A 13444-nucleotide genomic window follows, 5' to 3' on the forward strand; every position below is an offset into this window, starting at 1 on the left:
GGCGCGCAGCGCAGGCCCGTGTCGCCGCCCCGCCCGCGGCGCCGTTGCTGGGCGGGGCGGTGGGCTCTTCCGCGCGGTCGTTCCTCGGCGGCGCCTACACAAAACCGCCCCGCCCCCAGAGATGAGGGCGGGGCGGTTCGTGGTGCGGTCGCTGCGGGCGGGGCGGACGCCCCCGCCGTCTACTTGCGCCCGACCATCGGACGCAGGACCACCTCGGAGATCAGCGTGCTGTGGGGCGCCTGGAGGACGTGGAGCACCGTCGCCGCAATCGATTCGGGGCTCATCGCGTCGGGGTTTGGGTCCTTGTCGTCGCCGCCGAAGGCCGTGTCGACGGAGCCGGGATAGAGGCAGCTCACCTTGATCCCGTGCGGACGGAGCTCCTTCATGATGGCGTCCGAGAAGCCGCGGAGGCCGTGCTTGCTCGCGTTGTACGCGCTCAGTTGCGGGTTGCCGATGAGCCCGGCGATGGACGCCACGTTGACGACGAAGCCGGCCGTCTCGTCCCGGCCCCGCTCCTCGCCTTGCCGCTTCATGTGGGGAACGGCCGCGCGCGTGCAGTAGAAGGCGCCCGAGAGGTTCGTGTCGATCTGGACCTGCCAGTCGTCGACCGCGAGCGCGTCGACGTCGCCGAAGCGGCCGAGGCCGGCGTTGTTGACGAGCACGTCGAGGCGGCCGGCGTCCTCGGCTGCGCCGTCGATGGCGCGCCGGACGGCCTCGGCGTCGGTCACGTCGCAGACGACGGGGGAAAAGCGGTCGCCGAGCGTCTGCGAGATCTGCTCCAGGTCATCCGTAGACCGAGCGAGGCCGTAAACGTGGGCGCCGGCGTCGGCGAGGAGGCGGGCGGTGGCGAGGCCGATGCCCCGGCTGGCGCCGGTGACGACGGCGGCGGTGTCGTGGAGATGCATGGGGTATGGGATAGAGGGCGGAGACCCGTACGAAACCGAGCGCGCGGGGATCACCGCCCCGCCCTCGCTGAGTTGACCCGGCCCAGCGGCTCCTGCTTCCCCTTCCTTATTCCCTCGGTCCCATTCCCGCGCGTTCCTCCACCCCGCCCTTTTTCGACCTCGCCGACACGGTCCGCGTGGGCGGGGCGGCGTACCCGGCCGAGACCGTCCTCCGCACTCTGGACCCGTACCTCACGGACGAGCGGCGCGCGCGGATCGCGGCCGTGGCCGCCGCGCGTGCGTTCGGAGTCGTGCCCGTTCTCGAAGGGCTGGTCGACCCGGGCAACGTGAACGCCGTCTTGCGGAGCGCCGAGGGGTTGGGGTTCGGGGCCGCTCACGTGGTCGGGCTGGAGGGCGAGGCCGCCGCGCTCGCGGCCCAAGTCGAGGCCGGCGACGAGCCGACGGTCGAGGACCGCCGCGCAGCCCGCCGCTCGAGCCAGGGCGCCGACAAGTGGGTCGAGGTCCGGTCGTGGAGCGACCCGGCCGCCTACGTCGCCTGGGTCCACGGGCGGGGCGGGCGTGTGGCGGTCACGGCCCTTCGCGGCGACGCGCTGCCCATCGACGCGTGGGACTTTTCGCGGCCGACGGCGCTCGTGGTCGGGAACGAGCACGCGGGCGCGAGTCCGGCCATGCTCGACGCCGCCGACGCCGCGCTGCTGCTCCCGCTCGACGGGTTCGTCCAGAGCTACAACGTGTCCGTCGCCGCGGCCCTCGCCCTCTACCACGCCCGCGCCGACCGCCTCGGGCGGGGCGGCCACGCTGACCTGGACGGCCCGCAGCAGCGGCGTCTCCGCGCGCACTACGTCGCCCGCGCCGTGCCGCTCGCGGCGGCCCTTCTCGCCGAGCACGCCCGCCGGGAAGACACGTAGGGAGCCGCCCCGCCCAGCCGCACGCTCCAGCGCGTGAGGGCGGGCGTTCACACGAGGGCGCCGCCCCGCCCGTTCGGCGTAGACTGCTGCCCCCGCTCCTCCACCGGCCATGCGCGTCCTCCCCGCCCTCGCTCTCTTTCTGATTCTCGCGGCCCCGGCCGCCGCGCAGTCGGACGGCTCCGCCCCGCCCGCTCCCGGCGTCGTCGCAGGCGGGACGGTCGAGGGCGTCGTGACGAACGCCGAGACGGGGCAGCCCGTCGCCGGTGCCGGTGTGGTGATTCCCGCCCTCGGGATCGGGGCGATGACGGACCGCGAGGGCCGCTACGCGATCGCCGACGTGCCGCCCGGCGAGCACGCCGTCCGCGCCGGAGCCTTCACCTACCACATGACAGACTACGCGGTGACGGTGGCTGAGGGCGGGGCGGTGCGGCTCGACGCCCCGCTCGCGCCGGGCGCCGGCGCGGGGTGCGCCGCCGTCCACCCAGGCGACCACGGCGAGGCGGACACGGCGCCCTAGCCGCCCCGCCCGCCCGCGCTCGCCGCGGGCGATCTTGCGGCGTGGACTACTTCACCCTCCGCGCTCTCGCCCATGAGTGGGACGCCGCCCTGGCGGGGTGGCGCCTCGACGCGGCCTGGACGCAGAGCCCGAACGAGCTGAGCCTCGGGCTGGAGCGCGGCGGCGACCGGCGGACGGTCCGCGTCGTCTGTGACCCGGCGCTCCCGCTCCTTTTCCAGACCGAGGGCGGCGGGCGGCAGCGCCGGAACACGGCCGACGTGTTCCCTGACCTGGACGGCGCCGTCGTCGCCGGCGTCCGCACGGCGCACCTCGACCGGCACGTCGTGTTCGAGACCGAGGGCGGGGCGGCGCTCCAGGTGCTCCTGTTCGGGAGCCGACCGACCGTGCTCTGGATAGAGAACGGGCGCGTCCGCGACGCCTTCCTCCATGCGACGGACTGGGAGGGCGAGGAGGCTCAGGCCCCACGCGCTGCGCCGGACCCGACCACGCCCGAGGCCGTCCGCGCCCGGTGGCGGGCGGACCGCAAGACGGTCGAGCAGGCCGCGCGCCGGGCCGCCCCGCTCCTCCCGCCCGCCCTCGCCGCCGACGCCGCGCGCCGCGCCGGCCTCGACCCGTCCGCCCCGCCCGCCGACCTCGCGGACGGCGAGGTGGAGCGGCTGGCCGAGGCGCTCGCCGCCGTCCGCGCCGAGGTCGAACCGCCCCGCCCGACGGTCCTGTGGCGGGGCGATCTGGCCGAGGCGCTCCTCCCCGCCCCGCCCGCGCATGTCGGGGCGGGGTGGCGGGCCGAGCCGTTCGAGACGGCCGACGCGGCCGCGCGCGTCTACGCCAAGCGGGCGCTCGGGCAGCGGCGGTTTCAGGCGCTCTACCGACCCGTCGCGGCGGCGCTGGAGCGGGCGCACGGCCGCCGCGCACGCAGCGCGGACGCCATGCTGGAGGAGCTGTCGCAGCCCAGCCGCGCCGACCGCTACGAAACGTGGGGCCACCTGCTCATGGCGCAGGCGGCCGGCGACGGGCCGGGCCGCGAGGCCGCCACGCTCCCGGACATCGTGGGCGGGGCGGGCGAGCCGGTCGAGATCCCGCTGGACCCGGCGCTCTCGGCCGTCGAGAACGCCGAGCGCTACTACGACAAGGCCCGCCGCACGCGCCGCGCCCGCGACGAGGCCGAATCGAGGTGGGCCGACGTCCAGGCCGAGGCCGACGCCTCGGGCGATCTCCTCGACCGGCTCCGCGCCCTCGACCGCGTGCCCGACCTCGAAGCGTTCCTGTCCAGCGAGGCCGCCGCGCTCGCGCCGTTCGCCGGGCGGGGCGGAACGCAAGGCGGCGGCGGGGAGCCGGCCGAGCCGTTCCGGCGGGTCCCGCTGCCGGGCGGGTTCGAGGCGCTCGTCGGCAAGCACGCGCGCGGCAACGCGCACCTCACGACGCGCGTGGCCAGCCCGCACGACCTGTGGCTCCACGCGCGCGGCGTCCCTGGCAGCCACGTCGTCGTGCGCCGGGCGGGGCGGTCGACCGAGGTGCCGCCGGCGACGATCCGCGCGGCGGCTCGGCTCGCGGCGTGGTTCTCGACGGCCAAGACGCAGACGGTCGTGCCCGTTACGGTGACGGAGCGGAAGTACGTGCGCCCGGTCAAGGGCGGCCCGCCGGGCCTCGTCCGCGTTGACCGCGAAGACGTCCTCGACGTGACGCCGGCGCGGCCGTGAAAGGGGGAAAGGGGAAAGGGGAAAGGGGAAAGGGGAAAGGGGAGCGCGGGCGGAGTGGTGCCCATTTTGTTCCGCCCCGCCCGTGGACGGTCTCGTAGGGGTGACCGGCGGTGGCCCTCGGGGGCGGGGCGGTCGTGCAGCCGCCCCGCCCGACGACGGGCACCTGTAGGGACACGACTCGTCGTGTCCGACGCGGGCGGGGCGGCCCAGTCAACGTGGAGGTGGACCCGAGGCGGCGGCAGTCCCCCTCCTGGCCACCGCGTAGCGTCGGCGCAACCAAAAGGGGTTAGGACCCAAAGGGCGAGGTGGTTGTGACGAGGGCGGGGCGGCCGAACAGGCACCGCCCCGCCCGTGGCCGCCCCGCCCGTGGCGCGGGCGGGGTGGGGGCACTCTGCCCGCTGCCCGGCGAAGACCCTGCGACCGGCGGTGCGTTGTTCACCTGCCGAGTAGCTTGGCGGTCCGTCCCCCACCCCGCCCGCAAGGGTCTGCTCGCTCATGTCCTGGTGGCAAGCTGCCGTTCTCGGCCTCGTCCAGGGGCTCGCCGAGTTCCTTCCGATCTCCTCGTCCGGCCACCTCGTGCTCGGCGAGTACGTGCTCGGCCTCGACACGGCGGGCGCGGGCGACATCACGTTCGAGGTGTTCGTCCACTTCGGGACGGCGCTCTCGATCCTGACCGTCTACCGGGCGCGGATCGGGCGCATCCTCCGCGACGCCGTCGGCGCGCTCGCCCGCCCCGCCCTGTGGGCCGAGGCATTCCAGGCGGGGCGGATCGAGCGCGCCCGCGGCGACGAGCTGAGCTACGACGCGCCCGAGGCCTCGGGCGGGCCGGTCCCGTCGCTCCGCCTCGCGCTCTACGTCCTCGTCACGATGGTGCCGACGTTCATCGGCTACCTCCTGTTCGAGGAGCCGCTCGAGGCGCTTTTCGGTGACCCCCGGTTCGTGTGCGGCGCGCTCATCGTGACCGGCGTCCTGCTGCTGCTCACGCGGCTCCGGCCCGACCCCGACGGCATGCTCTCGCCGGGGAAGGCGGTTCTCGTCGGCATCGCGCAGACGTGCGCGCTCATCCCCGGCATCTCGCGGAGCGGCTCGACGATCTGCACGGCCATCTACCTCAACGTGGACCGGAAGGAGGCCGCCGACTTCTCGTTCCTCATGCTGCTCCCCGTCGTGCTCGGCGCGACGCTGCTCAAGACGCTCGACATGCTCGAGGTCGGGATGACGACCGGCGTGGTGCCGCTCGCGGTCGGAACGCTCGTCGCGTTCGTGTCGGGCGTGTTCGCGATCCGAGCGGTCCAGGTGCTCGTGCAGCGGCAGTCGCTCCAGTACTTCGCGTACTACTGCTTTACCGTCGGCGGGCTCGGGCTGGTGTTCATCTAGAGCAGTGTTCGCGTAGGGAGTGAGCACGACCTTGAGCAGGCGCCGTGGGCGAGGTGCCTCGCACTCGGTACCCTCCCGAGAGTTGCTTCAGGGCAGCCTTCTCGCCGTGCCGGGCGGCTGCCGCCCGGCGGGGCGGGAGCCCTGGCTTCACGGGTCCTGCCGCCCCGCCCCACGCACGAACGCCGCCAGCTTCGCCCCATCCAGCGCCCCGCCCGTGCGGACGCCGCTGCACACGTCGAGGCCGAACGGTCCGACCTGCGCGACGGCGCCGGCCACGTTGTCCGGCCGGAGGCCCCCGGCGAGGAACACCGGCACGCTCAGCCGCTCGCGGATCGCCCGGCTCACGGCCCAGTCGTGGGCGCGGCCCGTCCCGCCCAACTCCGGCACCGCCCCGCCCAGGCGCCCCGAGTCCAGGAGCACGGCGTCGACGTGGGGCGCGACGGCTTCGGCTTCGGCGGCCGCCCCGCCCCGCCCATACGCCGCGCCCACGTGGACGACCTGGACGATTCGCCGGCCCGGCAGCGCCTGGCGGAGTCGGGCGTAGACGCCGACGTCGACCCGGTCCATGATCTGGACAGCCGTGACGCCCGCAGCGTCCGCCTGCCGCGCGATCTCGTCCGCGTCCTGGCAGCTCGTGAGCAGCCATGTGGCGATGGGCGGCGGCACCGACCGAGCGATCTGGGCGATCTGCTCGGGCGCAATCACGCCCGGCCCGCTCGGCATCGGCCCGACGAGCCCGAGCGCGTCGGCGCCCAGGCGCACGGCGAGCCGCGCCTCCTCGACGGAGCCGACGCAGCAGACCTTGAGGCGCGGGCGGGGCGGGGCGCCCACGGGCGGCTAGGGGAGCGGCGCGCGGCGCGCGGCGTCCAGCAGCCGCCCCCACACCGCGTCGTACGGGTGGACGAGGTCGGTCGCCGCCCCGCCCGGGCCGACGAGCGGGCGTCCCTCGCCGGCCCACCGGAAGATCGAGCCCTCCAGGTTGCGGACGTCCGCGAATCCGGCGTCGGCGAGGCGCGCGGCCACGGCCGCCGACCGCGCGCCGACCGAGCAGTACACGACCGCGGGGCGGTCCCGGTCCACCCCGCCCAGCGCAGCGGCGAGGGCATCGGCGCTCGCGTCGGGGTCCACGCGCCGGGCGCCTGGCAGGTGGCTCACAGCGTACTCGGCCGGCTCGCGGGCGTCGAGGAGGAGCGGGGCGGGGCGGGCGTCGAGCTCGGCGGCGAGCGCGTCCGTCGAGACCGTCCGCACGTCGGGGTAGCGGGCGGCGAGGCTGGCGCCGACGGCTCGCCACGCGGCCGAGTCGGGCCGGGCGGGGCGGGACCGGGCAGTCCACCACGCGCCGCCGGCGACGAGCGCAGCGGCGGCGAGCGCGAGGAGCAGGGCGCGGCGAGGCATGAGGGCGGGGCGGTCTCAGGTGCAGACCCAACGCGCCCGCCCCGCCCAGAGTGTCGCCCCGCCCGTGGCGCCGGACGTGCCCACCCCGCCCCGGGCCGTGGCGGCGAGGGCGGGGCGGAACCCATCACCTGCTCACCCGCCCCGCCCGCGCACCCGAACCGGCGGCCGGACCCGTTACCCGAGCCGCCCCGCCCCCCGGGCTATCTTCGGCCGCCCCGCCTCCGGCGCCCCCGCCCCCGACTCAGACCGCATGACTGGCAAGCTGATCGACCGCCTCGTCGCCGCTGGCGTCTTCCTCTACGCCCTCGTCGTCTACATCGCGACGATGGCCGAGACGACGCCCTTTTGGGACTCGGGCGAGTTTATCGCCATCTCGAACGGGCTCCAGGTGAGCCACCCGCCGGGCGCCCCGTTCTACATGCTCGTCGGGCGGCTGTTCGCCATGTTCGCGCCGCTCTTCGGCGGGCTCAGCCCCGAGCCCGTCGCCTTCGCGGTCAATCTGGTGTCCGTCGTGTGCAGCGCGCTGACGGTGCTCCTCACGCACCTCGTCATCGTGCGGCTCGTGCGCGTGTGGGCGGGGCACCCCGACACCTGGAGCCCCGTCCAGCGGATCGCGACCAACCTGGGCGGGGTGGTGGGCGCGCTGACGTTCGCGGTCACCGACTCGTTCTGGTTCAACGCCGTCGAGGCCGAGGTCTACGCCATGTCCATGCTGTTCACGGCGCTCGTCGTGTGGCTGGCCCTCGTGTGGCGCGACGCGACACGCGCCGAGGAGGCCGCGCTCGTGGCCCGCGGCGAGCACCCGTTCGGGCTCCACGCTGACCGCTACCTCGTGGCGATCGCCTACCTGTTCGGGCTGGCGATCGGGGTCCACCTCCTGAACGTGCTCACGCTGTTCTTCCTCGCGCTCATCGTCTACTTCCAGAAGGTGGACCGGCCGGAGGCGACGACGGGCGAGCGTGTCAAGGGGCTCGCGATCACGGCGGCCGTGTCCATCGCGGCCTTCCTCGTCGTCTACCCCGGCGTCGTGCAGACGCTGCCGACGCTGGCGGGCGCGAGCGGGGCGCCGGCCCTGTTCCTCGTCGCCGTCGTCGCCATCCTCGTCGCCGCCGTCGTGTGGACGCAGCGGCGCGGCCTGCCGGTCGCCAATCTGGCCGCGCTCACGATCACGCTCGTGGTCCTCGGGTACTCGTCGTACGGGCTCATCTTCATCCGCTCCGCGGCCGACCCGCCCATCGACGAGAACGACCCCGAGACGACCGAAGCGATCGTGAGCTACCTCAAGCGCGAGCAGTACGGGTCCACCCCGCTCCTGACGGGCGCGAGCTACGACAACCGGACCGGAGCGATCTCGACGCGCGAGAAGACGTTCCCGCGCCGGCACTCGTCGGCCCCGCAGCACCTCGGCGTCTACGCCGACTACCCGTCGGACGCGGCCTTTTTCTGGCAGTACCAGGTCGGCCACATGTACTGGCGGTACTTCATGTGGCAGTTCGTCGGCAAGGCGGCCGACACGCAGGACGCCGGGTGGATCTCCGGGCTGGGCGGGCGGGGCGACCCGCCCGGGCTCACGCCGTCCGAGGCGGCGGGGCGGAACGTGTACTTCGGGCTCCCGCTGCTGCTCGGGCTCCTGGGCCTGGCCTTCCACGTCCAGCGCGACTGGCGCCGCGCGCTCGCCGTCCTGGCCCTGTTCCTGGTGACGGGGCTCGGGATCATCGTGTACCTCAACCAAACCCCGTTCCAGCCGCGCGAGCGGGACTACTCGTACGTCGCGTCGTTCTTCGCCTTCTCGCTCTGGATCGGGCTCGGTGCCACCGGTCTGGTGGAACTGACGGCGGAGGCGCTGGAGAAAAAGTCGGCCGGGCTTCGGAGGGCCGTGTCGCTCGCGCTCGGCGTAGTCCTGTTTCTGGCCGTGCCCGGCTGGATGCTGGCCGAGAACTACGACGACCACGATCGCTCGGGCCGCCGCATCGCGACCGACTTCGCGCGGAACCTGCTCGAGTCGACGGCCCCCAACGCCATCCTGTTCACGAACGGGGACAACGACACCTTCCCGCTGTGGTACCTCCAGGAGGTCGAGGGCGTCCGCCGTGACGTGCGCGTGGTCAACCTGTCGCTGCTCAACACGCCGTGGTACATCCGCCAGCTCCGCGACCAGTGGAGCCGGACCGCCCCGCCCGTGCCGCTCTCGGTCTCGGACGCCGACATCGACGGGCTCACGCCGCGCGGCGACGACCTGCCGACGGGGGCGCTCGCCCCGCGGCTGTTCGAGGAGCAGGACGTGGCGCTGCCCGTCGACCCGCGCATCTTCTCGAACGAGACGGTCGCCGGCCGCGTCGACCCTGGCGAGGTGCCGGACCGGATGACGTGGCGGCTCCGGGGCTCGCCGCTCGGTGACGGCCGGAGCGTGCTCTACACGTCGGACCTCGCCGTCCTCGACATCCTGCGGTCCGTGGCCGAGGACGGGTGGGAGCGGCCGGTCTACTTCGCCTCGACCGTGGCGCCGTCGTCGGAGCTGGGGCTCCAGCCGTACTTCCAGAACGAGGGGCTCGCCCGGCGCGTGGTGCCCATCGAGCGGGGCGGGTCGGACCCCGACGGCTACGTGGCGCCGGACGTGGCGCTCGACCGGCTGGCCCGGTTCCAGTACCGCGGGCTGAACGATCCCGACGTGTACCTCGACCAGAACGCCCGCAACATGGCCGACGGCTACCGGACGCGCGTGGCGTCGATCGCCGGCGGGCTCGCGCGCGAGGGGCGGGGCGGGGAGGCCCGTGCGCTTCTGGATCAGGTCATGGAGGAGGTGCCGGCGTCGACGGTCCCGGCGTCGTTCGGGTCGCTCTACACGCTGGCTGAGGCGTACCGCGCGATCGGCGACACGGAGCGCATGGCGGAGCTCCTGCGCCAGACCGAGGACGCCGTGCTCGGCGACCTCGCTGCGGCGCGGACGCCGCGCGAGCAGGAGCGGGCGTTCCAGCTCGTCCAGTTTGTCCAGGCGGCGTACCTCCAGGGCGGGGCCTATGACGAGGCGGCGGCATTTACGACCCGGCTCGCGCAGGCCCTCGGCGACCCCCGCTTCGAGCGCTCGGCCGATGACCTCCGCCGCGAGGTGGAGGCCGCCCAGCTGACCGCCCCGCCCGCCGACGCCGCCGAGCCCGCCCCGCCCGCGGGCGGGTAGGGCAGACCCCACGAGCGGATCCTACGGGCAAGGCGGCACCGTGCGGGCGGGGCGGCGTAGCTTGCCCAACGCTCGCTCTCTGGGTCCGCCCCGCCCCGCCATGTCCCGCTCCCTCTCCGACGCTGACCTCGAACGCGCCGCCGCCGTGCTGGGCGTCGACGCCGAGCGCGACGGAACGCTCACGCGGCTGGCCCTCCGCGACGAGGCCAGCGGGCGGCGTCTGGCCGTCGAGGTGACGCGGACCGGCGACGGCTCCGAGGGCGGGGTGGCGCTCGTCAAGGTGTACGGAACCGAGGCGCACCTCGAGCTCCACGACTGCGCCGGCCTCGTGACGTCGGACGAGCTGGGCGAGGTCATCTTTTTCGCGCGCGGCGGCGGCCGCGTCGCCGGACTCGTCGTCGAGCGCGAGGCGGCGTGTTCGCTCTACGCCAACGTCTCGGAGCGCCTGCTCTCGGCCGACTTCCTGACGGTCGCCCCCGAGGTCGCGCAGGCGGCCGTCGTCCTCTCGCTCTCCGAGCCGCTCTTCGAGGGCGACTGGTCGCCGGAGGGCCAGTAGGTCGGAGGTCCAGTAGGATCGGTGAGTCCGTGAGCGGCGGCACGCTGCGAGATCAGCCGCTGGGCGGGGCGGACGATTCCATACCAACTCGCCGCCCCGCCCTCATGCCACGCGGGCGGGGCGGGCACCTTGATCCACCGATCTACCGTGATTGACGTCCACCCCGCCCACGACGTGCGCGTGCTCGACGAGGACGCTGTCCGCCACGTGGCCGAGGCCGTGTGCGAGGGTGAGGGCGTGCGCGTGGCGAGCCTCGGCGTGATCCTGGGCGACCACCGGCTCGTCCACGACCTCAACCGCGAGTGGCTGGGACATGACTACGAGACGGACGTGGTCTCGTTCGTGCTCGACGAGGACGCGCTCGGGCGGGGCGAGGTCGACGGCGAGGTCTATGTCGACCTCGACACGGCGGTCGAGCGGGCGCCCGAGTTCGGGGTGACGTGGGAGCACGAGGCGCTCCGCTACGTGGCGCACGGCGTCCTCCACCTCGCGGGCCACGACGACTCCACCCCGCCCGAGCGGGAGGCGATGCGGGCGCTGGAGGACCGCTACCTCGCGGCGGCGGGCGTCTGAGGGCCGCCCCGCCCTCGACGCGAGGCGCAGGGCGCCGCGTCTGTGAACCCGTCGTCGCACCCACAGAGGGCGGGGTGGTTGACGACGCCACCCAGCCCGACGAGAGGCGGCAGCAGTCCCCCTCCTGGCCACCGCGCAGCGTCGGCGCAGCCAGGAGGGGGGAGGGGTGGTTGTGACGCGGGCGGGGCGGCCCGCCATGGCACCGCCCCGCCCGAGGCCGCCCCGCCCGGATGTCGTTGAAGGCAACGGCGCTACAGCGTCCACCCCGCCCGCAACGCGCGAGGGCGGGGTGGCGCACCTTCGCTGCCCGCTGCCCGCTGCCCGCTGCCCGCTGCCCGCTCTACGCCAGCTTGCGCAGCGGCTCCGCCACGCGGACGGCGTGCTCGGCCGTCGACATGATGTAGAAGTGGATGCCCGGGGCGCCGGCCTCCATCAGTTCCTCGGCCTGCCGCCGCGCCCACTCGACGCCGACATCGGCGACGCGTTCGTCCGCGGCCTCCTCGACCTCGGCGGCGAGCGCCTCGGGGATCTCCGTGTAGAACGTTCGGGGGAGCGTTTGGAGGTGGCGCTTCGTGGTCAGGATTTTGATCCCCGGCACGATGGGCACGCTGATCCCCACGTCGCGGCAGCGCTCGACAAAGTCGAGGTAGTGGCCGTTGTCGAAGAACATCTGCGTGACCACGTAGTCGGCCCCGGCGTCCACCTTCCGCTTGAGGTGGAGGACGTCCCACGTCCGGTTCGGGGCGTCGACGTGTTTCTCGGGGTAGCCGCCCACGCCGACGCAGAAGTCGGTCGGGGCGGCGTCGAGGAGGTCGGCAAGGTAGCGGCCCGCGTTCATGGCCTGGACTTGGGCCACGAGGTCGGCGGCGTATTCGTTTCGGCCGCGCCCCGGCCGCTCCAGCTTCATGACGCCCTTGTCGTCGCCGCGCACGGCGAGGACGTTGTGGATGCCGAGGTAGTTGAGTTCGATGAGCGCGTCCTCGGTCTCCTCCTGCGTGAACCCGCGGCACAGGATGTGGGGCACAGCATCGATCCCGAAGCGGTGCTGGATGGCCGCGCAGATCCCGAGCGTCCCCGGCCGCTTCCGCTTAACCCGTCGCCGGACCGTCCCGTCCGCCATCTCCTCATAGTCCGCCTCGGCCGAGTGGCTCGTGACGTCAATGAACGGCGGGCCGTACGGCGCGAGCGCCTCGACGATTTCGAGGACGTGGCCGACGGACGTCCCCCGCTTGGGCGGGATGATCTCGTAGGAGAGGAGCGGGCCGTCTGCCCGCTCGTAGTGCTCGGTGACGCGCATGGCGGTTGAGTCGGGTCGGGCGGGGCGGCCTACCCGTGGACCTCCCCGCCCTCGGGCGGCCTAATTCCGGCGAAGCCAGAGGTCGTCGGCGAGCGGGTGGCGGTCAGGGAGGTCGCCGTCGGCGGGCGGGGCGGGCACGGGCTGCCGGGCCTGGTCCTCCAGGATGTCCCGGAGGCGGACCGGAACGGACTCTCCCCGTATCCGAGCCCGCTGGCGACGGGCCGCGGCGTCGAACGGGAGCGGGCGCTCGGGGAACAGGATGCGCAGGACTGTCACGACCGTCCACACCGCCATCAGCAGGACTGTGGGGAGCGCGACCAGGACGAACCCGGTCACGATCGCACCCAGCGGGAGGACGACAGCGGTCATGGCGCCAGGAGGCGGGACGGGCCGGTTAGTTCGAGGGCGGGGCGGCCTCTGCGTTCGGAGCGTCGTCGCCGACGGGGCTGTCGGGCACGTCGCGGACGTCGTCGTACTGGCCTGGGTTGTTGAACAGGATCGGGTCGGGCTCGGTCACGAGCGGGACCGCCTCGCGGGCGTCAATGGCTTCCTGGATGGCGGCGGCTTCGTTGGCCTCCTCCTCCAAAATGTCCGTCGGGACCGCCGAGAGCTCCTCGAACGAGTCGCGGAAGGCGAAGTCGAGCCAGGTGAACCCGAAGAAGATGACGAGGAAGATGAGGCTCGACACGAAGACCAGGATGTTGGCGCTCTTCTCGTGCTTCAGCCCCATAAAGTTGGCCGCCACGAAGTACGCCTTTGTCCCCGCGATCCCGAGCGCGATCGGGACGCTGAGCCAGCCGAACGGGATCTCCGGGAGCACGAGGTTCCACCCGAAGATGTCCATGAAGCCGCGTTCGAACCCGGCCAGGACCACCGTCAGCAGCGTGAGGCCGACCAGGATGCCGAACGTCTTCTTGAGCATGCCGGACGAGAACACGTGGTGCCCGCCGTGGCCCGTGTGGTCCTCGGCGCCCTCAGTCGGGCCGTGGTCGATCTGCTCTTTGGTGGGGTGTGCGGCCATGTCTGCGGTGTGCCTGGGGCGGG

General features: G+C 73.9%; 13 protein-coding genes. 7 read left to right on the top strand and 6 right to left on the bottom strand.

From position 1 onward, the window contains the following. Positions 1-179: 179 nt before the first annotated feature. Positions 180-905, bottom strand: coding sequence for an SDR family oxidoreductase (locus tag RQM47_RS04600; RefSeq protein WP_314007615.1), 726 nt, complete (start codon positions 903-905; stop codon positions 180-182). A 176-nt stretch (positions 906-1081) separates the two neighbouring features. Between RQM47_RS04600 and RQM47_RS04605 the strand changes: the two genes are divergently transcribed. From RQM47_RS04605 to RQM47_RS04620, 4 genes are all read left to right on the top strand, one after another. Further along, a complete protein-coding gene (locus RQM47_RS04605) occupies positions 1082-1813 on the top strand; it encodes a TrmH family RNA methyltransferase (protein WP_311661474.1) in 732 nt (243 codons plus the stop codon). A 109-nt stretch (positions 1814-1922) separates the two neighbouring features. After that, complete coding sequence (locus RQM47_RS04610) at positions 1923-2330, top strand: carboxypeptidase regulatory-like domain-containing protein (RefSeq protein WP_311661476.1); 408 nt, start codon at positions 1923-1925, stop codon at positions 2328-2330. Between the two features lie 41 nt (positions 2331-2371). Further along, on the top strand, positions 2372-4027 hold the full coding sequence (locus tag RQM47_RS04615) for an NFACT RNA binding domain-containing protein (protein ID WP_311661478.1): 1656 nt from the start codon (positions 2372-2374) through the stop codon (positions 4025-4027). A 495-nt stretch (positions 4028-4522) separates the two neighbouring features. Further along, positions 4523-5404 (top strand): undecaprenyl-diphosphate phosphatase, encoded by an 882-nt coding sequence (locus RQM47_RS04620; RefSeq protein WP_314007618.1) that lies wholly within the window; start codon positions 4523-4525, stop codon positions 5402-5404. Positions 5405-5551: 147 nt separating this feature from the next. Here RQM47_RS04620 and RQM47_RS04625 read toward each other — a convergent pair whose 3' ends face one another. Together RQM47_RS04625 and RQM47_RS04630 are read right to left on the bottom strand one after the other, a co-directional pair. Beyond that, positions 5552-6235 carry a phosphoribosylanthranilate isomerase gene (locus RQM47_RS04625; protein WP_311662669.1) on the bottom strand — a complete coding sequence of 228 codons (684 nt, stop codon included), beginning with the start codon at positions 6233-6235 and terminating at the stop codon, positions 5552-5554. A 6-nt stretch (positions 6236-6241) separates the two neighbouring features. Then, positions 6242-6799 carry a rhodanese-like domain-containing protein gene (locus RQM47_RS04630; RefSeq protein WP_314007620.1) on the bottom strand — a complete coding sequence of 186 codons (558 nt, stop codon included), beginning with the start codon at positions 6797-6799 and terminating at the stop codon, positions 6242-6244. Positions 6800-7049: 250 nt separating this feature from the next. On the opposite strand from RQM47_RS04630, the gene RQM47_RS04635 reads away from it, so the two are divergent. From RQM47_RS04635 to ybeY, 3 genes are all read left to right on the top strand, one after another. Further along, positions 7050-9974, top strand: coding sequence for a DUF2723 domain-containing protein (locus RQM47_RS04635; RefSeq protein ID WP_311662671.1), 2925 nt, complete (start codon positions 7050-7052; stop codon positions 9972-9974). A gap of 100 nt (positions 9975-10074) precedes the next feature. After that, positions 10075-10530, top strand: coding sequence for a hypothetical protein (locus RQM47_RS04640; RefSeq protein WP_311662672.1), 456 nt, complete (start codon positions 10075-10077; stop codon positions 10528-10530). A gap of 147 nt (positions 10531-10677) precedes the next feature. After that, positions 10678-11103, top strand: coding sequence for an rRNA maturation RNase YbeY (gene ybeY, locus RQM47_RS04645; RefSeq protein WP_311662673.1), 426 nt, complete (start codon positions 10678-10680; stop codon positions 11101-11103). 340 nt (positions 11104-11443) lie between these two features. Here the strand turns inward: ybeY and RQM47_RS04650 are convergent, their stop codons facing one another. Genes RQM47_RS04650 through RQM47_RS04660 form a run of 3 tightly spaced genes read right to left on the bottom strand, consistent with a single transcriptional unit; the run spans position 11444 to position 13421 of the window. Further along, positions 11444-12400 (bottom strand): methylenetetrahydrofolate reductase, encoded by a 957-nt coding sequence (locus RQM47_RS04650; protein WP_311662674.1) that lies wholly within the window; start codon positions 12398-12400, stop codon positions 11444-11446. A gap of 60 nt (positions 12401-12460) precedes the next feature. After that, a complete protein-coding gene (locus RQM47_RS04655; protein ID WP_311662675.1) occupies positions 12461-12769 on the bottom strand; it encodes a hypothetical protein in 309 nt (102 codons plus the stop codon). 25 nt (positions 12770-12794) lie between these two features. After that, positions 12795-13421, bottom strand: coding sequence for a cytochrome C oxidase subunit IV family protein (locus RQM47_RS04660; RefSeq protein WP_311662676.1), 627 nt, complete (start codon positions 13419-13421; stop codon positions 12795-12797). Positions 13422-13444 lie beyond the last annotated feature (23 nt).

This window comes from Rubrivirga sp. S365 (assembly GCF_032248475.1).
In the GTDB taxonomy this organism is placed as follows: Bacteria; Bacteroidota; Rhodothermia; order Rhodothermales; family Rubricoccaceae; genus Rubrivirga; species Rubrivirga litoralis.